14 protein-coding genes and 1 pseudogene are annotated in these 20,114 nt (G+C 54.5%); 12 read left to right on the top strand and 3 right to left on the bottom strand.

The window, feature by feature from the left end; all coding sequences use genetic code 11:
* Positions 1–144: 144 nt before the first annotated feature.
* Entirely contained in the window at positions 145–1,638 is a 1,494-nt protein-coding gene (locus M5G20_RS29370) for a CoA-acylating methylmalonate-semialdehyde dehydrogenase (RefSeq protein ID WP_273922010.1), read from the bottom strand.
* Positions 1,639–1,712: 74 nt separating this feature from the next.
* A complete protein-coding gene (locus tag M5G20_RS29365; RefSeq protein ID WP_273922009.1) occupies positions 1,713–3,062 on the bottom strand; it encodes an aspartate aminotransferase family protein in 1,350 nt (449 codons plus the stop codon).
* A 125-nt stretch (positions 3,063–3,187) separates the two neighbouring features.
* Between M5G20_RS29365 and M5G20_RS29360 the strand changes: the two genes are divergently transcribed.
* The 8 genes from M5G20_RS29360 (at position 3,188) to M5G20_RS29325 (ending at position 11,982) form a co-directional block, all read left to right on the top strand.
* On the top strand, positions 3,188–4,108 hold the full coding sequence (locus M5G20_RS29360; protein ID WP_273922008.1) for a LysR family transcriptional regulator: 921 nt from the start codon (positions 3,188–3,190) through the stop codon (positions 4,106–4,108).
* Positions 4,109–4,216: 108 nt separating this feature from the next.
* A complete protein-coding gene (locus tag M5G20_RS29355; protein WP_273922007.1) occupies positions 4,217–4,867 on the top strand; it encodes a TetR/AcrR family transcriptional regulator in 651 nt (216 codons plus the stop codon).
* A 7-nt stretch (positions 4,868–4,874) separates the two neighbouring features.
* On the top strand, positions 4,875–5,456 hold the full coding sequence (locus M5G20_RS29350; protein ID WP_273922006.1) for an IMPACT family protein: 582 nt from the start codon (positions 4,875–4,877) through the stop codon (positions 5,454–5,456).
* Between the two features lie 570 nt (positions 5,457–6,026).
* Complete coding sequence (locus tag M5G20_RS29345) at positions 6,027–7,592, top strand: ABC transporter ATP-binding protein (protein WP_273922005.1); 1,566 nt, start codon at positions 6,027–6,029, stop codon at positions 7,590–7,592.
* Positions 7,593–7,603: 11 nt separating this feature from the next.
* A complete protein-coding gene (locus M5G20_RS29340) occupies positions 7,604–8,710 on the top strand; it encodes an ABC transporter permease (protein ID WP_273922004.1) in 1,107 nt (368 codons plus the stop codon).
* A complete protein-coding gene (locus tag M5G20_RS29335) occupies positions 8,710–9,636 on the top strand; it encodes an ABC transporter permease (RefSeq protein WP_075947880.1) in 927 nt (308 codons plus the stop codon). Before M5G20_RS29340 ends, M5G20_RS29335 begins: the two co-directional genes overlap by 1 nt.
* A gap of 104 nt (positions 9,637–9,740) precedes the next feature.
* Positions 9,741–10,430, top strand: a complete 690-nt coding sequence (locus M5G20_RS29330) for an SDR family oxidoreductase (protein WP_273922003.1) — start codon at positions 9,741–9,743, stop codon at positions 10,428–10,430.
* Positions 10,431–10,623: 193 nt separating this feature from the next.
* Positions 10,624–11,982, top strand: coding sequence for an 8-oxoguanine deaminase (locus tag M5G20_RS29325; protein WP_273922002.1), 1,359 nt, complete (start codon positions 10,624–10,626; stop codon positions 11,980–11,982).
* 124 nt (positions 11,983–12,106) lie between these two features.
* Here M5G20_RS29325 and M5G20_RS29320 read toward each other — a convergent pair.
* A pseudogene (locus M5G20_RS29320) lies at positions 12,107–12,880 on the bottom strand (calcium:proton antiporter); the annotation flags it as partial.
* An 848-nt stretch (positions 12,881–13,728) separates the two neighbouring features.
* On the opposite strand from M5G20_RS29320, the gene M5G20_RS29315 reads away from it, so the two are divergent.
* The 4 genes from M5G20_RS29315 to M5G20_RS29300 all read left to right on the top strand — a co-directional run bounded on the left by M5G20_RS29315 (position 13,729) and on the right by M5G20_RS29300 (position 19,977).
* Positions 13,729–15,831 (top strand): hypothetical protein, encoded by a 2,103-nt coding sequence (locus M5G20_RS29315; RefSeq protein ID WP_273922001.1) that lies wholly within the window; start codon positions 13,729–13,731, stop codon positions 15,829–15,831.
* A gap of 1 nt (position 15,832) precedes the next feature.
* A complete protein-coding gene (locus M5G20_RS29310; RefSeq protein WP_273922000.1) occupies positions 15,833–18,031 on the top strand; it encodes a hypothetical protein in 2,199 nt (732 codons plus the stop codon).
* Positions 17,991–18,539, top strand: coding sequence for a hypothetical protein (locus M5G20_RS29305; RefSeq protein WP_273921999.1), 549 nt, complete (start codon positions 17,991–17,993; stop codon positions 18,537–18,539). Before M5G20_RS29310 ends, M5G20_RS29305 begins: the two co-directional genes overlap by 41 nt.
* A gap of 154 nt (positions 18,540–18,693) precedes the next feature.
* On the top strand, positions 18,694–19,977 hold the full coding sequence (locus M5G20_RS29300; protein WP_273921998.1) for a hypothetical protein: 1,284 nt from the start codon (positions 18,694–18,696) through the stop codon (positions 19,975–19,977).
* Positions 19,978–20,114: the final 137 nt, after the last annotated feature.

Raw genomic sequence — 20,114 nt, 5'->3', positions numbered from 1 at the left:
TTCGACTGCGCCGGAAGTGGGACGAATTATAGACATCTGAGATTTGCCGTCAACAGCTATTTTCACAAAACTGTCATATAAGTCAAAAACCCCCCAAAAACAGAAAGGCCGCCCCCTTGGGTCGGCCTTCTTATGCCCTTCTACTTACAAGCTAGGGAAAGCGAATTGCGAGGCTTCGTGGCTCGCACGCTGGGGCCAGCGTTGAGTGATCGCTTTGCGGCGAGTGTAGAAACGCACGCCATCCGGGCCGTAGGCATGCAGATCGCCGAATAGCGAACGCTTCCAGCCGCCAAAGCTGTGGTAAGCCACCGGCACCGGCAAAGGTACGTTCACACCGACCATGCCCACTTCGATCTCGTCGCAGAACAACCGCGCCGCTTCACCGTCACGGGTGAAGATGCAGGTGCCGTTGCCGTATTCATGATCGTTGATCAACTGCATGGCTTCTTCCAGGCTGTTGACCCGGACAACGCACAGCACTGGCCCGAAGATCTCTTCTTTATAGATACGCATCTGCGGTGTGACATTGTCGAACAGGCAGCCACCCAGGAAGAAGCCTTCTTCATGACCGGCTACGGTCAGACCACGACCATCCACCACCAACTTGGCGCCAGCAGCTACGCCGTCCTCTACATAACCGCTGACCTTGTCACGGGCCTGACCGGTAACCAGAGGGCCCATGTCCAGACCACAGCTGGTGCCGGCTCCGATTTTCAATGCCTTGATTTGCGGAACCAGTTTGGCCACCAGTGCATCGGCCACCTGATCACCCACGCACACGGCCACCGAGATCGCCATGCAGCGTTCACCGCAAGAACCGTAAGCCGCGCCCATCAGTGCGCTGACGGCGTTGTCCAGATCCGCGTCCGGCATCAGCACCGCATGGTTCTTCGCGCCGCCCAAGGCCTGTACGCGTTTGCCGCGCTTGGTGCCTTCGGAATAGATGTACTCGGCAATCGGCGTCGACCCCACGAAACTCAGCGCTTTGACTTCCGGCGCTTCGATCAATGCATCCACCGCCGTCTTGTCACCGTGCACCACGCTCAGCACACCTTTCGGCAGGCCAGCTTCGAGCAGCAACTGGGCGATCAGCAGCGTCGAACTCGGGTCACGCTCGGAAGGCTTGAGGATGAAGCAGTTACCGCAGACGATCGCCAGCGGGTACATCCACAGCGGCACCATTGCCGGGAAGTTGAACGGCGTAATACCGGCCACGACGCCCAGCGGCTGGAAATCAGACCAGGCGTCGATGTTCGGACCGACGTTACGGCTGTACTCACCCTTGAGGATTTCCGGTGCAGCGCAAGCGAACTCGACGTTCTCGATGCCGCGCTTCAATTCACCGGCAGCATCTTCCAGGGTTTTGCCGTGCTCTTCGCTGATCAATTGCGAGATGCGTGCTTCGTTCTGCTCCAGCAGTTGCTTGAAGCGGAACATCACTTGGGCACGCTTGGCCGGCGGCGTGTTGCGCCAGGCCGGGAATGCAGCCTTGGCGGCGTCGATGGCGCTCTGGATGGTGTCGCGGGTCGCCAGTGGGAGCTTGTGGATTGCCTGACCGGTGGACGGGTTGAACACATCAACCGCGCGACCGTTCTCGGTCACCAGTTCGCCATTGATCAAATGCGGAATAACGCTCATGGAAGCTCCTGAAAAGTTGTCCACAGGCGCGCGTTTCCGAGCGCCCGTTGTTTATAGGTATATAGAAGGAGAAATCAGTCGATCTTGCTCAGCACTTCGCCGACCGCATCGAACAGGCGATCCAGGTCTTGCGGCTTGCTGTTGAAGGTTGGGCCGAACTGCAGGGTGTCGCCGCCGAAGCGTACGTAGAACCCGGCTTTCCACAGCGCCATGCCGGCTTCGAACGGACGCACGATAGCGTCGCCGTCACGCGGGGCGATCTGGATCGCACCGGCCAGGCCAAAGTTACGGATGTCGATGATGTTCTTGGTGCCCTTCAGGCCATGCAGCGCATTTTCGAAATGCGGTGCGACTTCAGCCACGCTCTGTACCAGATTTTCCTTTTGCAGCAGATCGAGCGCTGCCAGGCCCGCGGCGCAAGCCACCGGGTGCGCGGAATAGGTGTAGCCGTGCGGGAACTCGACGGCGTACTCAGGCGTCGCCTGGTTCATGAAGGTCTGGTAGATCTCGGAGCTGGCAATCACCGCGCCCATCGGGATTGCACCGTTGGTGACTTGCTTGGCGATGCACATCAGGTCCGGGGTCACGCCGAAGGTGGTGGCGCCAAACATGGTGCCGGTACGGCCGAAACCGGTGATCACTTCGTCGAACACCAGCAGGATGTTGTGCTGATCGCAGATTTCGCGCAGACGCTTGAGGTAACCCTGAGGTGGAACCAGCACACCGGCGGAACCCGCCATTGGCTCAACGAACACCGCGGCGATGTTCGAAGCGTCGTGCAGTTCGATCAGCTTCAGCAGTTCGTCAGCCAAGGCAATACCACCCTGCTCCGGCATGCCACGGGAGTAAGCGTTGCTTGCCAGCAGTGTGTGCGGCAAGTGATCGACATCCATCATCGCCTGACCGAACAGTTTACGGTTGCCGTTCACGCCACCGAGGCTGGTGCCGGCGATGTTCACCCCGTGATAGCCACGGGCACGTCCGATCATTTTGGTCTTGGTCGACTGGCCTTTCAGGCGCCAGTAAGCACGAACCATCTTCACGGCGGTGTCGGCGCACTCGGAGCCCGAGTCGGTGAAGAACACGTGGTTCAGGTTGCCCGGCGTCAGGTCGGTGATTTTTTCAGCCAGCTGGAACGACAGAGGATGGCCGTACTGGAAGCCTGGCGAGTAATCGAGGGTGCCCAGTTGCTTGGCCACCGCCTCTTGGATTTCCTTGCGGGTGTGCCCGGCGCCGCAGGTCCACAGACCGGACAGCGAGTCATAAATTTTGCGGCCCTTATCGTCGATCAACCAGCTGCCTTCGGCACCGACAATCAGGCGCGGGTCGCGCTGGAAGTTGCGGTTGGCGGTGTAAGGCATCCAGTGAGCATCGAGCTTGAGCTGGCTGGCCAGAGAAGTCGGTGCGTTTTCGGGCAAGTTCATGAGCGAAACCTCGCAAGGGCGATAAGCGGCGTAGGGATAAAAACCGTTCTTGCAGCTAAATTGCCACGGAGATAAAGTCGGTGAAATCCAACTTTTCTAACCTTTAGTCAGGCCATCACTAAACTATGTCCAGCCGCCGCCCCGATCCCCTGGCGCAAGTCAGCGACTTTGATATTCGCTTGTTGCGGATCTTTCGCAGCGTCGTCGAATGCGGTGGCTTCTCCGCAGCGGAAACCGTGCTCGGCATCGGCCGCTCAGCCATCAGCCAGCAGATGAGCGATCTGGAGCAGCGCCTGGGATTGCGCCTTTGCCAACGCGGGCGTGCCGGTTTCTCCCTGACGGAGGAAGGTCGCGAGGTGTATCAATCAGCGCTGCAGTTACTGAGCGCACTGGAAAGTTTCCGCACGGAGGTCAATGGCCTGCATCAGCACTTGCGCGGCGAGTTGACCATTGGCCTGACTGATAACCTGGTCACCCTGCCCCACATGCGCATCACCCATGCCCTGGCCCAATTAAAGGAACGCGGGCCTGACGTGCAAATCCAGATTCGCATGATCGCGCCCAACGAAGTGGAACAAGGCGTGCTCGACGGGCGTCTGCATGTCGGCGTGGTGCCCCAGGCCAGCGCGCTGTCTGGGCTGGAATATCAACCGCTGTATAGCGAGCGTTCGTTGTTGTATTGCGCGGTCGGTCACCCGCTGTTTTATGTCGACGACAAGCAACTGGACGACGAGCGCCTGAACACTCAGGACGCCATTGCCCCGACCTTCCGTCTGCCCGCAGAAATCCAGGCCCATTACCAGGCACTCAATTGCACCGCCAGCGCGTCGGACCGCGAAGGCATGGCGTTCCTGATTTTGACCGGGCGCTATATCGGTTATTTGCCGGACCACTACGCCAGTCTCTGGGTGCAACAGGGTCGCTTGCGCGCCTTGAAATCAAAAACGCGCTTCTACGACCTGAGCCTTGCCTCGGTTACCCGCAAAGGCCGTCGCCCACACCTGGTTCTGGAAAGCTTCCTCGAAAGCCTGGCTGCCACGCGCTGAAAACACCCCCTGCAGGAGCCGGCTTGCTGGCTCCTGCAGGGTTGTGGTGCTTTCGGATTTAGGCTATCAACGCACTGGATGCCCCCACCCACTTGTCCGGAAGTGCCTATGACCTTTGAAGTCCCTGCTCACGGCGGCAAACCCGCCAGCCGCATTCGTCAGAAGAATGAAGAGACCATCATCAAAGCCGCCGAAGACGAGTTCGCCCGTCACGGGTTCAAGGGCACCAGCATGAACACCATCGCCTTGAATGCAGGGTTGCCCAAAGCCAACCTGCATTACTACTTCACCAACAAACTCGGTTTGTACGTGGCGGTGCTGAGCAACATCATCGAATTGTGGGACAGCACCTTCAACACCCTGACCGCCGAAGATGATCCGGCCGAAGCCCTGACCCGCTACATCCGCGCCAAAATGGAATTTTCCCGACGCCAGCCGCAAGCCTCGCGCATCTTCGCCATGGAAGTCATCAGCGGCGGCGAATGCCTGACCGAGTATTTCAACCAGGACTATCGCACCTGGTTCCAAGGCCGTGCCGCCGTGTTTCAAGCGTGGATCGACGCTGGCAAAATGGACCCGGTCGACCCGGTGCATCTGATCTTCCTGCTGTGGGGCAGCACTCAACACTACGCTGACTTCGCCACGCAGATCTGCCGAGTCAGCGGTCGTACCAAGTTGACCAAACAGGACATGGAAGACGCCGGCAACAACCTGATCCGCATCATTCTCAAAGGCTGCGGCCTGACGCCATCTATCTAAGACGACTATGCCTTTTACCCTCAGCGACTTTTGCGAATACCGCGAAGAGATTCGCAAAAGCCGCTTCATCACCTATGCCGCGCCGATCAGCAGTCCTGCCGAAGCGCAGGCATTCATCGAACAGCACAGCGACCTGAATGCCACGCACAATTGCTGGGCGTGGAAGCTCGGCGACCAATACCGCAGCACCGACGACGGTGAGCCTGGGGGTACCGCTGGACGGCCGATCCTGGCGGCTATTGATGCGCAGTATTGCGATCAGGTCGTGGTGCTGGTGATTCGCTGGTATGGCGGCATTCAACTCGGTACCGGCGGACTGGCCCGGGCCTATGGCGGAGGTGCCAACAAATGTCTGCAAGCGGCGCCGAAGGTGGAACTGATCAGCCGCGTGCCGTTGCGGTGTGCCTGTGCGTTCAGTGAATTGGCGCTGGTCAAACTGCGAGTCGCGGAAAACGGCGGGCTGGTTGTGCAAGAAGATTTCACGGCCAATGGCGTGGAGTTGCAGTTGGCGGTGGGTGCCGGGCAGATCGAAACCTTGCAATCGCAGCTTGCGGACTTGAGCCGTGGGCGCATTTTGTTGCAGCGCTAGAAGATCAAAAGATCGCAGCCTGCGGCAGCGCCTGCAAGGGTGCGATCTTTTGGGGCACGACGTTTTTTCACTTATTCCACATTTGCCCACATCTACTGTGCACCCGGCTGTGGATAACCTGAGCACATACTGCTGTAACCCTTCTGTCATGCGGCTTTGCGGGCTTTGCTCATTTTTCACCCAATTCGCTATCTAAAATTCAAAATCGAAGTAAAAACAATCAGTTAGAGCCGTTTAGCACCTTTAGAAGAAAGCCGCGCAGTGCTTATGCCCGAGTTTTGAGCTTGCGCACAAATACTGTGGAGCAATCTGTGGATAACCCGTTCATGGCTGACGCGGCCCCATATCCGGCATGGCTTGCAGCGTGCTGCTCATTTTTTAACCAAAACCGAACGCGCAAAACCGGAGCCAGATCAACGGCTTTGCCCCCAAGTGGTGCCGTGTTTTGGATCATGCGCAGCCAAGTGCCGGATTCAACGCTCCAGTTGGTGCGGCGCGGAGGATTTCCTGACCTACTGGCCAGAAAATTGCTTTATCCACAGGCATAACTCCAATCGAACCGAGCCTGTGATGACCCACCCCGCGCCCATTGTCGATACAACACCTCGCCTGCAGTTGCACAGAATCAGCAAGCGCTACCCCGGTTGCCTGGCCAACGACGCCATCGATCTGAGCATTGCGCCCGGTGAAATCCACGCCTTGCTCGGTGAAAACGGCGCGGGCAAAAGTACGTTGATGAAGATTATCTACGGCGTTACTCATGCCGATTCGGGTGAGATGATCTGGCAAGGGCAGCGTGTGAGCATGCGCAACCCCGCCCAGGCTCGCGGCCTGGGAATCGGCATGGTGTTCCAGCATTTCTCGCTATTCGAAACACTTACCGTGGCGCAGAACATTGCCCTGGCGATGGGGGCGGCGGCGGGCACGCCGAAACAGCTGGAGCCGAAGATTCGTGAAGTGTCGCAGCGCTATGGCATGGCGCTGGAGCCCGAGCGACTTGTCCACAGCCTGTCGATCGGTGAGCGGCAACGGGTGGAGATCGTACGCTGCCTGATGCAGGACATCCGCCTGCTGATTCTTGACGAGCCGACGTCGGTGCTGACCCCGCAAGAGGCCGATGAACTGTTCGTCACCTTGCGCCGGCTCGCTGCCGAGGGCTGCAGCATTTTATTCATCAGCCACAAACTCGGTGAAGTCCGTGCGCTTTGCCATAGCGCCACCGTGCTCCGGTCTGGTCGAGTGGCCGGGCATTGCGTACCGGCCGAGTGTTCGGATCAGCAACTGGCGCAATTGATGGTCGGCGAAGCGGCGGCGTTGATCACTGATTACCCCAAAGTGACGGGCACCGACGTTTGGCTGAACGTGCAGGGCTTGTCCTGGCATAACCCGGATCCCTTCGGCTGTTCGCTCAAGGCCATCGACCTCCAAGTGCGCAGCGGTGAAATCGTCGGCATCGCCGGGGTCGCCGGCAATGGCCAGGACGAGTTGCTGGCCTTGCTCAGCGGTGAAGAACGGCTGCCTCGCGTCGACAGCGCGAGGATCAGCTTCGGCCTCGAACCGGTTGCACATTTGCGCCCCGACGCACGCCGCCAGCGCGGCCTGGCGTTCGTCCCTGCCGATCGGCTGGGGCATGGTGCCGTGCCGGAATTGAGTCTGGCGGACAACGCACTGCTCACCGCTTTCCAGCAAGGCCTGGTGAGCAACGGCCTGATCCAGCGCGGCAAAGTCCAGGCGCTGGCCAACACCATCATCGAACGCTTCGGGGTCAAGACACCGGACGCTCAGGCACCGGCCCGCAGCCTGTCCGGCGGCAACCTGCAGAAATTCATCCTCGGTCGGGAAATCCTCCAGCAACCCAAATTATTGGTGGCCGCGCACCCGACCTGGGGCGTGGACGTTGGGGCCGCCGCGACGATCCACCGGGCCCTGATTGCCTTGCGAGATGCGGGAGCGGCGATCCTGGTGATCTCTGAAGACCTCGACGAACTGTTCCAGATCAGCGACCGCCTCGGCGCCTTGTGCAGCGGACGCATGTCGCCACTCCAGGCTACCGTCGATACCCGCCTGACCGATGTCGGAGGCTGGATGGCCGGCCAGTTCGATATCCCTCAATCCCCTGTACCCGCCACGCATTAACGGAGTGTCACATGCTGCTTTCTCTTGAACCCCGTGGCCAGCAATCGCGCGTGATGTTGTGGTGCTCGCCACTGCTGGCGGCGGCCCTGACGCTGGGCTGTGGCTCGTTGCTGTTTCTTGCCTTGGGGCATGACCCCTTGCTGACCTTGCATACCCTGCTGATCGCGCCGGTCAGTGACCTGTATGGCGTCTGCGAACTGCTGGTCAAGGCACTGCCGATTCTGCTGTGCGCGCTGGGCCTGGCAGTCGCGTATCGGGCGCGCATCTGGAACATCGGCGCCGAAGGTCAACTGTTGCTTGGAGCGTTGGCCGGCAGTGCACTGGCGGTGAATATCATCGACATGCAAAGCCGCTGGGCACTGGCGCTGATCCTGCTCGCCGGCATTCTGGCCGGCGCGGCATGGGCCGGGCTGACCGCCTGGCTGCGAACGCACTTCAATGCCAATGAAATCCTGACCAGCATCATGCTCAACTACATTGCCCTGAACCTGTTGTTGTATTGCGTCCACGGGCCGCTGAAAGACCCCGAAGGGTTCAACTTTCCGCAATCGGCGATGTTCGGTGATGCCAGCCGGTTGCCGCTGCTGACGGAAGATGGCCGGTTGCACGCAGGGGTGTATTTCGCCCTGCTCGCGCTGGTGGCGGTGTGGGTGTTGTTGCAGAAGAGCTTTGTCGGCTTCCAGATCAAAGTGCTCGGGCTGGACAAGCGCGCGGCTGGTTTCGTGGGCTTTCGCGAGAAACGCCTGATCTGGCTGGCGCTGTTGATCAGCGGTGGCCTGGCGGGCCTGGCGGGGGTTTGCGAAGTCACCGGCCCCATTGGCCAACTGGTCCCGCAGGTCTCTCCGGGGTACGGCTATGCGGCGATCACCGTGGCCTTTCTCGGCCGGCTCAATCCCGTCGGCATCCTGCTTTCCAGCCTGTTGATGGCGCTGCTGTACATCGGTGGCGAGAGTGCACAAATGAGCCTGAATCTGCCGCAGGCAATCACCCAGCTGTTCCAGGGGATGATGCTGTTTTTCCTGCTGGCCAGCGATGTGCTGATTCTCTATCGACCGCGTTTGAACCTGCGCTGGACACGCCGCGCACCCGCCACCGCCGTACACGCAGGAGCGCTGTGATGGATATCGATTTGCTGAGCAATATTTTCTACGCCATGGTGCGCTGCGGTACGCCGTTGTTGCTGGTGGCACTGGGCGAACTGGTTTGCGAAAAAAGTGGCGTACTGAATCTGGGTCAGGAAGGCATGATGCTGTTCGGTGCGGTGATCGGGTTTATTGTCGCCTTCAACAGCGGCAACCTGTGGCTGGGTGTGGTACTGGCGATGCTCGCCGGGATGTTGTTGTCATCACTGTTTGCGCTGGTTGCGCTGGTGTTCAACGCCAATCAAGTGGCCACCGGCCTGGCCCTGACGATTTTCGGCGTGGGTCTTTCAACCTTTGTCGGTGCGGCGTGGGTGGGCAAACCGCTGACGGGATTCGAGCCGCTGGCGATTCCGTACTTGAGTGAAATTCCGCTGATCGGGCGGATGCTGTTTGCCCAGGATCTGCTGGTGTACCTGTCGTTCGCGCTGTTTGCGATGGTGGCCTGGGTGGTTCTGAAAAGCCGCATCGGCCTGATCATTCAAGCCGTCGGGGAAAGCCCGGATGCCGCGAGTGCCATGGGCTTGCCGGTGTTGCGCGTGCGCACGTTGGCGGTGTTGTTCGGGGGCGCCATGGCCGGGTTGGCCGGGGCTTATTTGTCCCTTGCCTACACGCCAATGTGGGCGGAGAACATGAGTGCAGGCCGCGGCTGGATTGCGCTGGCGCTGGTGGTGTTTGCCAGCTGGCGGGTGTGGCGCCTGTTGCTCGGCGCGTATCTGTTCGGTCTCGCCAGCATCCTGCACCTGGTGGCACAGGGGTTGGGGCTGGCGATTCCGTCGAGTCTGTTGGCGATGCTGCCGTATGTGGCAACGATTGTGGTGCTGGTGTTGCTGTCCCGGGATGCGCTGCGCACGCGGCTGTATGCGCCGGTGTCGTTGGGGCAGCCGTGGCAGGCCGGGCATTAGTCGCCACAAACAGACAACAACGGGCTCGACGCCAGACATCAAGCGTTGCAGCATAGGCCCCGTCAACGCTCTCCACTGAACCTCTTTTACCAAGGAAGCCACTCATGTCTACGGCAAAAACCGCACTCATCATCGGCGCCTCCCGCGGCTTGGGCCTCGGCCTGGTGAAGACCCTTCTGGCCGATGGCTGGCAAGTCACCGCCACCGTGCGCAACCCGCAGAATGCCGATGCGCTGAAAGTGCTGGGCAAGGTGCGGATCGAGAAACTCGACATGGACGATCAGCAAGCGGTCATCGCCTTGAGCCAGCAACTCAAGGGCGAGGTGTTCGACCTGCTGTTCGTCAACGCCGGGGTCAAAGGCCCTGAAGTGCAGACACCCAACGGTGGCGCGACCCTGGCCGAAGTCGGGCAACTGTTCTTCACCAACGCGGTGGCGCCGATTAACCTGGCCCAGCGATTTGTCGGGCAAATCCGCCCGGGCACAGGTGTACTGGCGTTCATGAGTTCGGTGCTGGGCAGCGTGACCATGCCGGATGCGCCGGAACTGGCGTTATACAAGGCGAGCAAGGCTGCACTGAACTCCATGACCAACAGCTTCGTCATGCAATTGGGCGAACAGGCTTTGACCGTGCTGTCGCTGCACCCGGGCTGGGTGAAAACCGACATGGGCGGTGAAGGCGCGGACATTGATGTCGAGACCAGCACGCGTGGCTTGGTGGATCAGGTGAATGCGTATGTCGGCAAGGGTGGACATCACTTCATCAACTACCGGGGCGAGACCATTCCCTGGTAAACACCGCCACCCTTTGCAGGAGCGAGCTTGCTCGCTCCTGCAAAGGTTTTGTGTTGTCCGGTCGGGACGGGCTTGCCCGCACGGGCGTTTTGTTCGAAACTTCGCACCTCGCCTCCCCGGCGACCCTGGATCAGCAGACAGGGCAACACTGAGCTGGCAACCCTGAACCCAACTTTCAGAGGAGCCGGCCAACATGCCTGCGACCCGCACCTGGTTAAAAAACCCCCTCGCCATTTTCACCTCCAACGAGCTCGATGCCCGTGGCGGCCTTGTGCTGCAAGACGGAGTAATCGTCGAAGTGCTCGGCCTCGGCCAACAACCGTCCGCGCCGTGCAATGAAGTGTTCGATGCCCGCGAGCACGTGATCCTCCCGGGCCTGATCAACACCCATCACCACTTCTATCAAACCTTGACCCGCGCCTGGGCGCCGGTGGTCAACCAGCCGTTGTTCCCGTGGCTGAAAACCCTGTATCCGGTGTGGGCTCGACTGACTCCGGAAAAGCTCGCCCTCGCCACCAAAGTCGCGCTGGCCGAGTTGCTGTTGTCCGGCTGCACCACCGCGGCCGATCACCATTACCTGTTCCCCGAAGGCCTGGAAAACGCGATTGACGTGCAAGTCGAAAGCGTTCGCGAATTGGGCATGCGAGCGATGCTGACGCGCGGCTCCATGAGCCTCGGCGAAAAGGACGGCGGGCTGCCGCCGCAGCAGACCGTACAGGAAGGCCAGGTGATCCTCGACGACAGTCAACGCCTGATCGCCGAGTACCACGAACGCGGCGACGGCGCACAAATCCAGATCGCCCTGGCGCCTTGCTCGCCGTTCTCGGTGACCCCGCAAATCATGTCCGCGAGCGCCGAACTGGCGAACAAACTGGACGTCCGCCTGCACACCCACCTGGCCGAAACCCTCGACGAAGAAGACTTCTGCCTGCAACGCTTCGGCCTGCGCACCGTGGATTATCTGGACAGCGTCGGCTGGCTCGGTCCGCGTACCTGGCTGGCCCACGGCATCCATTTCAACCCGGACGAAATCGCTCGCCTGGGCGCCGCCCGCACCGGTATTTGCCACTGCCCGAGCTCGAACATGCGCCTGGCTTCCGGCATTTGCCCGAGCATCGAGCTGACTGATGCCGGCGCCTTGCTCGGCTTGGGCGTGGACGGTTCGGCGTCCAACGATGCCTCGAACATGATGCTTGAAGCGCGCCAGGCGCTGTACATCCAGCGCTTGCGTTACGGTGCGGAAAAGATCACCCCGGAGCGTGTACTGGGTTGGGCAACCAAAGGCTCGGCCAGTCTGCTGGGCCGTACCGATATCGGCGAACTTGCGCCGGGCAAGCAAGCTGACCTGGCGCTGTTCAAGCTCGATGAACTGCGGTTCTCCGGCAGTCATGACCCGGTCTCGGCATTGCTGCTGTGCGGCGCTGACCGTGCGGATCGGGTGATGATTGGCGGCAAGTGGCGAGTGATCGACGGACAGGTCGAAGGGCTGGACCTGAAGGGGTTGATTGCCGATCACAGCCAGGCGGCTCGGCAGTTGATTGCCGGGACCTGACTCAATACCGATTAAACCTGTGGGAGCGCGCCTGCCCGCGATAGCGGACTGTCAGCCGACAGAAATGTTGAATGTGACGGCCTCATCGCGGGCAAGCCCGCTTCCACAAGGGATTTGTGGAGATTCAAAGTCCGAGCAGCGACAACATGATAAACGTCGCAAACAGCACAAAGTGAGTCATGCCTTCGATGGCGTTGGTTTCGCCATCGTTGAGGTTGATCGCGCTGACGATCAGCGTGAGGAAGATCATCACAGTCTGTACCGGAGTCATGGCCATCTGGAACGGCTGGCCAGTGTAAAGCGCCATGGCTTCCATCACCGGCACCGTCAGAATCACCGTCGACAGCGAGGCGCCCATGGCGATGTTGACCACCGACTGCATGCGGTTGGCCAGTGCCGCGCGCAATGCGGTCAGAATCTCCGGCGCCGCCGAAATCGCCGCCACCAGAATGGCCGTGACCACCGGCGGCGCTCCGGTTCCCTCCAGGCCCAGATCAAGGGTCTTGGACATCACTTCGGCCAACGCGCCAATCACCACCACACCAAATACCAGCAGGCCGATGGACAGCGTCAGATTGACCGGCGTCGGCTCCTCGTCCAGAGGCGTTTTCTTGCGGCGTTTGTCCGGGTAGCTGTAGCTGAAAAAATAGCTGTGCGGCCCGACCTGCATGCGCAGGAACAACGTGTAGAGCACCACCATCGCGCCGATGGTGAATGCTGAATAGAGTTTCCAGTTAGCCTCGGGAATGAACTCCGGCACCACCATGGAAACGCCCATGGCGGTGAGGATCATCACGCTGTAGCTGCGTGCCGAATCGTCGTTGTACGACTGTTCGCCATGCTTGAGCCCACCCATCAACGCCGCCAGGCCGAGGATGCCGTTGATGTCGAGCAACAACGTTTTCTAGACAGACGAATTTTAAATTTCGAATTAATGCATCAATAACAGCGAGTTGCGTTCGCCGCTGACACTGGGCGCTTGACACCATCACAAAATTTCAGCTTCCACAGATTTCAGAATTTTTGGATAAAAGAACAGTCACCCTCAGAGTACAGCGATTAAACGTTGAGCGAACCTGACTCAATGACTCCGCCTCGTTCCGAAGCCAACCGAGATAAGGCGCACTGAGGAGCCCGCTTCTGGAGGCTTGATGGATGACGTCTTTTCTCACAGTCACCGAACATTGAACCAAATTTAGGAGCCATGGCGTAGCACTCGCAGGAACCTCTAGCGTTCATTCGTCATTCAGCGAGGAAGTTTTCATAGTAAAAAAACATGTGTATTCGCTCTGACGCAGCAAAAAAAGTCAAATTTCGCATATGTCAATATTCGACATAAAAAGCTTGCAGCGCCTAACGAAGCGTGTCTTACCACTCAATTATAAAAGCGTCACACGGTGCTCCGGCGTCAGAATCGCAGCAGCCCCACTGCTGAGGGTCTCAAGCTGCCCCGATGATCGAACGGGGACACGACTAGAATCTGTTTTGTGATTTTTTCAACATTTACGCCAATAAAAATTCACACCCTTTTAAATAAAAAACAAGCACCGAAACACGCTCAGTAATTTAACTATCTTTATATCGCACAAAATAATAGTTATATATTGCCAATTAAAACATTAATGAAAAAAACAAATAAAAATACTCAGCAATCACAAAAAAGTCAGGAGCCGAGCGCAAGAAAAAGCTCTTGACATCTCATTTACGAGTACTATCTTAAAGCAAAACCTTCATGTAGACGCGCTCATGCTCACCTATCAAATCTCGACTGAAAGAATTACTTTCCAATGGGACGATGATGAAGCCATACGCGAAGTTCGAACTGGGTCTATCAAAATTCCTGAATGGGTAATGCCAGAAAAGATAATTCCGGTTGCTGAGGCTATAAAAACGCTTTGCCTAGGAGGCGCCGAATCTAGTTACCCAGGCTTTTTTGACGCAGGCAGGAACATTTTCAAGCATGTAGTTAAAAATCAGGTAGCGTTCCCACCAGCGACGGATGGATGGGACAACTTCCTACTTACACATTACGCATCGCATTTGGCCAGAACGGAGTTAGCGTTTAAGACCAGAACGGATCAATGGTGCGCCATTGCCGGCCTGTACCGGAAGTTGCGAAGCACTGGATTTATTCCTACTGACGTGTACGTGCCAGGCGAGGCACCTTCTTCATTTAAAGCCTCAGATCATCTCACGGAACCTCTTGGGCATAAACGAGAGAATGTGATCGTTCCAGAAAGTCTTCAATGCTTGCTACCTAAAAAATATCTTATAGAGGCCGGACTTGATCTTGTAGACGACGTGTACCTCTTAGACCTTAAAAGCACTCTCGAGCGGCGAGCTGGAGTGCTCCTAGAATGCAGTATTGATTATTGGGATCGGATGTTAAGGTGCCATAATCACGGGGCTAAGCTGTATGCAAATATAACCACTGACGAAATTGAAAGCGTGCTAGACAGCAATTGCTTTTACCGAAACGGCCTGCATATTGCACATCCAGACTCACCTTCAGGCCCGCAATGGTTTTTCTCAGTCGCCCGATATTATGCAGAGCACACTGACGAACTCAAAACAATAACTATTAAAAGCTTAGGCGAAACACCATTTTTTAGAAAGCTCATCCATAACAAAATACTGAAACCAAAAGTCAGACAAATGATTCGGAGGCTGGTGGGCGACGATGGTGTGAATACCCCCACTATCAATGAAAACTTAAACCGTTTACTGGGCTACCTTTCTCCTCGAGATTGCGCCGTAGCATGCGTGATTATCGCTACAGAAAACCCATGCTTCAACCCAAGCTCGCTTACAAATGTACGGCTATATAGTCAACATGGAACATATTACCTCCGGGGATTTAGTGATACAAAACGAATCACACTTAGCGTAAGTAAGCCTCGTGCCCAGGAGCGTAAGGTATCCATATTGCCACCGCTAAGTATACGCATCGTGACAGATGTCATTAGATGCACATCCATGCCCAGAGCACGCTTACTAGCTAAAAGAAAATCTGGCTGGAGAAAATTATTCCTAGTTTCGAGCCGAAAGCAGATTGGCTCGCGCCCAGGATTTTCATGCACGCTAAGTCAATACGAAGGACTTTCATTTTACGACATATATGAAAATGAACTTAAAGCCGTAGGTATCAGCGCCGACATGGTTAGTCTATTTCGCATTCGCTGCACCCAAGGAATTTTGGAGTTCTTACTCAAAGGAAGCATACAGGCGGTAGCTGACCTTCTCGGCAACTCACTTCAAGTAGTCCGGAAGAACTATATACCTGAATGGATGATAAAACGATGGGGAACACGTTTCCTCAGGGCAATTCATCAAAAATTTATTTTAACGGCGACTGAAGGGATGCCGTGGCAGCTTGCAGCTTCGGACTTTGAAACAAGAGAAGAACTAGAGGCATTTATTCGCAGAGTTTTATTAGGGCTTAATAAGGGAGATGCATTGAGTGAAGCAATGCGTAGTAAGCTGAACCATTACTCTCCTGACGCAAACTCGATAATTGAGATGTTTTTGGAAAGCGAACTTTTGTTTGACCGCAGTCCATCCAGCCTAGCCGCAATCTACGCTTATGCAGATGCAGCGGCTAACATGCCGGCTGACCAAGTGACGGCTATTGATTTAGCCACCCAACTTCCGATATGGATATTTCCAGCTATAAGATACTTACTCGTTAAGACGGTAGAGCTTGACTTTGATCTTGCGACCAATGCAGAGATCGCAGTTGCCGACAGGATAGCAGGAGAATCACTCAGTGAAATCAGGAAATCACATTTCCAGGCACTTAGGATTGCCCCAAACCTGAGACCCCTGATTAAACTCGACTTGAGATGTTAAGATGGACAATCCCTCTCTGGAAGAACGCCGCATCGCCGCGCTTATTAAACAAGCAGAGAATCGCAGCCGTTTGCATAAGAAAAATTATAACTACCAAGCTGACTGGCTAGTGAAAGGTGAACTTGGCAATTCAGAATGGTTGGTTACATTCCCAGGAAGTGCTGAATTAAGCAATGTCGACTTTCGTCAACCAATGCCAGATGGTACCTTACTGACGGACGACTGCAACGCCAAGCTATTATATACAGCTCAAAAATGGCTCTTTCATTGCCGCATGGGAAGTATCAACGGAAAGGCGGCATCACCAAAAAGATGGACTGTATACTTTCACTTTATCATGAATCTTTCTGCATGGATTATTCTTTATAAAGCAACTTATAATCCTACAGCATATGGATTCATGCAGCTTACCAACGACGCTTTTAAAGCCATCGCCGAAGGTCTGAGCAAAGGGGGATGGGGAGAAGCACTATTATATAAGGAGAGATTTCTTGCGCACCTTAGTGAAGTCCTTGGCTACCTCGACCTCCAAGCTGGTGCGGAATTTGACGCCGACCATCTTCCACAAGACTTCATAGAAAAAGCAATTTTATATTTCGAAACTCAAAACCTGTACGTCACATCAGGGAAAAATAGCAATTATGAGAAAGGAATACTGTCCCGAGAGTTCCTTACCAAGGTGCTAGGTAGAACACCAACTTCCTTTAACAACCGAAGCTTTCGCTTGTTCATCCGTCAATTCGAACCTCTTTTACAGGATGACAATCTGCTTCATGTAGCGATTCAGAGGCAGCGCCACACTACACAAAACACGCAAACCATCGACGAGGTATCCTGTGGAGGCATCACAGCACCGTATTTTGAAGATTTGCTTGTGATATTACAGCAGTTCTTTGACGAGCACGAAAGACTGCCCAACGAAATACCAAATGTTAAAGTTGACATAAATGAGCTTATCTTACAATACGCGTACAACTTTAAGAGCTCTGGCCACACGAAGCTGATCCATTTTGATATTGGCTTTCAATGTTTAAACCAAGCCGCGATGTGGGTTACGGTCTATGGCGAAGCAATTGTTTCTTCATTGGATTTTTACACACCTAAATTCATTGACATTGATCTCAGGTATCCTTCCAGCAGCCGATCCCGTAAGAAACAGGAACTGTTCGAGGAAACTAAGTATCTGTGGACGACAAAGGAGATGGATGGTCTCCCTTCACAGACTCTAGTTCAAGCACTTAACATCACCAGACTCCAAAGTAAAACCAAACATAATCTGCCTGCAGGAGAGGCTAGTTATATGATGGCTGTGGAAGCATTCTATGGCGCTTGCGCAATAATAATCGGGATGCTTAAACCTATCCGCAATGCAGAACTCAGCAAGCTTAAAAGAGACTGCCTGTCTCGCGATAAGGCCTTAGGTGGAGCGTTTATTAACCATGAAGCCGGAAAGACTGGTGACCTAGGTATCAATGCCGACATCGAACGACCTATTCCATATCTGGCCGCGCATGCGATCCAATTACTTCAGGTACTAGGAAAATCGCTTAGCCGATTCTATGGCGATGTATCCGAACATTCGGATGATTTGTTCTACCTGCCATCGCGAGGGTTTATGATGCCTCGCCTCCTTAAGAACAACAAATGGAAACTAAACTCTTGCACGAACATGTTCTGCGACCTAATCAGGATTCCATTGGATAAATTCGGAAGACGTTGGTATGTCAGAGTCCATGAGATGCGTAAATTTTTCCTGCTCATCGTTCACCGTCATGAGGGTGATTCTAGCAAAGAATTACTCCGGTACACGGCTGGCCAATCGAACTCCCAGCATATCAACGACTATACAGCTTACGACATATCTGATTCCGAGGCGATTCGGTATGAGTCTGAATTCATTGATGACAAGTTGATAGCTCTTGAACAGGGCCTGCTTCCAGAGGGCTCAAATCAGGGACTGGTAGCAGTTTATACAAAAGTCCTAAAACATTTTAAGGCAACTAGCATCTCAACCATCAAGCACTCTGAGTTCCTCAGCTATCTCGACGAAGTTATTGGCCAATCCGACTTCGACTTAATAATCTATAAAGTTTATCTAGAAGAATACGACTTCAAAATATCCACAATCGATTTTGCCATTAAGCTCGGAGAGAAAGCTGATGAAAACTACAACATCCGACAATTTAAGGCTTCGTCATAAATGGCTTGAGCAAGTCCTGGCACGTGGAATTTCGCTATCAAAATCGCAAATACTCGGAATTGCAACTATGCGTGACTTCTGCAGACTTGAAATACCGGGCTGGTTTTCGCCAGTTGCGCTGAATACATTAAAGCATGCAGCATCGCGCTGTGAATCTGCCCACGAATTCGAACATCTCTGGGCAGAAATAAAGGATCTGCGTGCTCGAGCGTTTTTGCTTTATACTCCTAAAGCGAACACAGCAACAAACACTCATCTTCCCTCCCTTAAAGATCAAGCACGAATAGCTCTTCTTGAAGCACATATAAGTACAACAGCTTATTTTGACATCTACAACTTTCTCGTATCGCTGAAAGAGCAAAATTCTGAAGACGCTCTCGGAATATTATCCAGTATAAATATAAAGATTGACACTTCCAAAGCCAAGTACCAATCATTCTTATTGCATGACGCCACCCTCCAAACCAACACATTACACATCATAAAGGGAGGAAAAGAGCGTGAATAAAAAGCTATACTCGTCATATCCTCAAGCTCGTCTACCTGACAAGGCACTCCCGATATATAAAACAGGGGGGTTCCAAGGTAAGTCGAGAGTAGTGACGAACCTTGTGTTGCTCCGCTGGCCGAATGGGCGCCCTTGCCACTTGGTAAACCTGTGGATGACTCATAAATGTTTAAGCACTGCCGCTCGAGACTCTCCAAAAACGCTTGCCGGCCTAATTACCCACCTAGTGAGGTATTGTTACAATAAGAACACTTCCTTCTTCGATTTCGATGAGGACGACTTTGTCGCGCTAAAGGAATTATTGGTTCAAGAGACCATACCAACGGCGACAGGGTTTCGATACAAACGAAATAATAATCGTACTGGCCAAATTCAACATACGGCCCTCGGCTTTCTCTACTGGGCAACAAGTAACCACCCCGAGTTCTGCACAAACCCAATAGTAGGCTTGGAAAATAGCGGTGCAAATATTACCATTTCACTGAAAACAAATTACAAATCAGGAGAGCAATACCTAGACCATCCTGAGATTGTCTCTGCCGTACCTTACAATGACGACAAAGCACCGATCCCTGAGTCTACAATTCAAATTCTTCAAGATGAAATTTTTCGAAAACATGACTGGGAAGAGCTACCAGCCGAATCGCGCTTAAAATTCATTAAAGACCCAGAGCTTTATAGCGCATCAAACTTATACCTATATGAGCGGCGAATGTTTTCTATAAGGATGATGAAGCTTATGGGAATGCGACCTGAGGAGCTATATGATCTTGACTTATTTCTCAATCAGAACGTGAAAGAAAGCAAAGAAATCGTGGCATTCACGAAAAAGCGAGGCACGCCTCCTCCTGTACGCCGATTCAAGATAGATGCATCGGCAGCTAGACAGTTTCAAAATTACCTAGACGCTCGCTATCGCTACATCGAGTTCTTAGAAAGCCGAAAAACTACGGTATTACAGCAAAATAATATTTTCCTCGGTTATAACGGGGGCACATTTAAAAAAGAATCCCTCACAAAAGAACTTGACCGACTATGTGAAGGTACAAAATTGTCGGGCATTCGTGTATGTTATTCAATGTTCCGCCATCGTTTCATTACTCGAGAAATCAACATCCGTTTAGAGGCAAGATTCGCCAAAACACCTGAGCTCAAGAACGGGTGGACAATAGGCCTACGTGATGAGATCTGCCGTGAAGTCATTGCGTTAACAGGTCACGCTGACCCTTCGTCGCTGTACCATTACTTTCACAGCGAATACAATGCCACAACATCGGACTCCTCCTATAGCAAAACGCTTCGAGCAGGCCAAGAATTGGAATCTGCTCGCGAAGAACTCGTGTCTCTTCATCACCAATCTAAATTGCGCAAACTAGATTTTAGCCAGGAAGTCGCCGCGTTGCAGTCCCAAATCAATGCCCTGCAGTGTCGGCGCTGATTGAAAACTGACCCACCCTGCCGATTGAAAATTGACCCAGGGCGGATTGCTGATTTGGCATCAGCAATTGTGGATAAGCTTAGCAGTCGTGTCCCGGTGGAAGAGGCATTAAAGCCCCACCGCATGTGGGCATGCGG

This window comes from Pseudomonas sp. TNT2022 ID1044 (genome assembly GCF_028656895.1).
GTDB classification, from domain to species: Bacteria; Pseudomonadota; Gammaproteobacteria; order Pseudomonadales; family Pseudomonadaceae; genus Aquipseudomonas; species Aquipseudomonas reinekei.
The sequence above is the reverse complement of the archived record's forward strand: the minus strand, read 5'-3'. Positions and strand labels throughout refer to the sequence as shown.

What these genes read in the sequence shown, in the direction of transcription:
- M5G20_RS29330 (WP_273922003.1), top strand. Translation starts at nt 9,741, where the DNA reads ATGTCTACGGCAAAAACCGCACTCATCATCGGCGCCTCCCGCGGCTTG.
- M5G20_RS29315 (WP_273922001.1), top strand. Translation starts at nt 13,729, where the DNA reads ATGCTCACCTATCAAATCTCGACTGAAAGAATTACTTTCCAATGGGAC.
- M5G20_RS29300 (WP_273921998.1), top strand. Translation starts at nt 18,694, where the DNA reads ATGACTCATAAATGTTTAAGCACTGCCGCTCGAGACTCTCCAAAAACG.
- M5G20_RS29345 (WP_273922005.1), top strand. Translation starts at nt 6,027, where the DNA reads ATGACCCACCCCGCGCCCATTGTCGATACAACACCTCGCCTGCAGTTG.
- M5G20_RS29370 (WP_273922010.1), bottom strand. Translation starts at nt 1,638, where the DNA reads ATGAGCGTTATTCCGCATTTGATCAATGGCGAACTGGTGACCGAGAAC.
- M5G20_RS29335 (WP_075947880.1), top strand. Translation starts at nt 8,710, where the DNA reads ATGGATATCGATTTGCTGAGCAATATTTTCTACGCCATGGTGCGCTGC.
- M5G20_RS29350 (WP_273922006.1), top strand. Translation starts at nt 4,875, where the DNA reads ATGCCTTTTACCCTCAGCGACTTTTGCGAATACCGCGAAGAGATTCGC.
- M5G20_RS29340 (WP_273922004.1), top strand. Translation starts at nt 7,604, where the DNA reads ATGCTGCTTTCTCTTGAACCCCGTGGCCAGCAATCGCGCGTGATGTTG.
- M5G20_RS29305 (WP_273921999.1), top strand. Translation starts at nt 17,991, where the DNA reads ATGAAAACTACAACATCCGACAATTTAAGGCTTCGTCATAAATGGCTT.
- M5G20_RS29325 (WP_273922002.1), top strand. Translation starts at nt 10,624, where the DNA reads ATGCCTGCGACCCGCACCTGGTTAAAAAACCCCCTCGCCATTTTCACC.
- M5G20_RS29365 (WP_273922009.1), bottom strand. Translation starts at nt 3,062, where the DNA reads ATGAACTTGCCCGAAAACGCACCGACTTCTCTGGCCAGCCAGCTCAAG.
- M5G20_RS29355 (WP_273922007.1), top strand. Translation starts at nt 4,217, where the DNA reads ATGACCTTTGAAGTCCCTGCTCACGGCGGCAAACCCGCCAGCCGCATT.
- M5G20_RS29310 (WP_273922000.1), top strand. Translation starts at nt 15,833, where the DNA reads ATGGACAATCCCTCTCTGGAAGAACGCCGCATCGCCGCGCTTATTAAA.
- M5G20_RS29360 (WP_273922008.1), top strand. Translation starts at nt 3,188, where the DNA reads ATGTCCAGCCGCCGCCCCGATCCCCTGGCGCAAGTCAGCGACTTTGAT.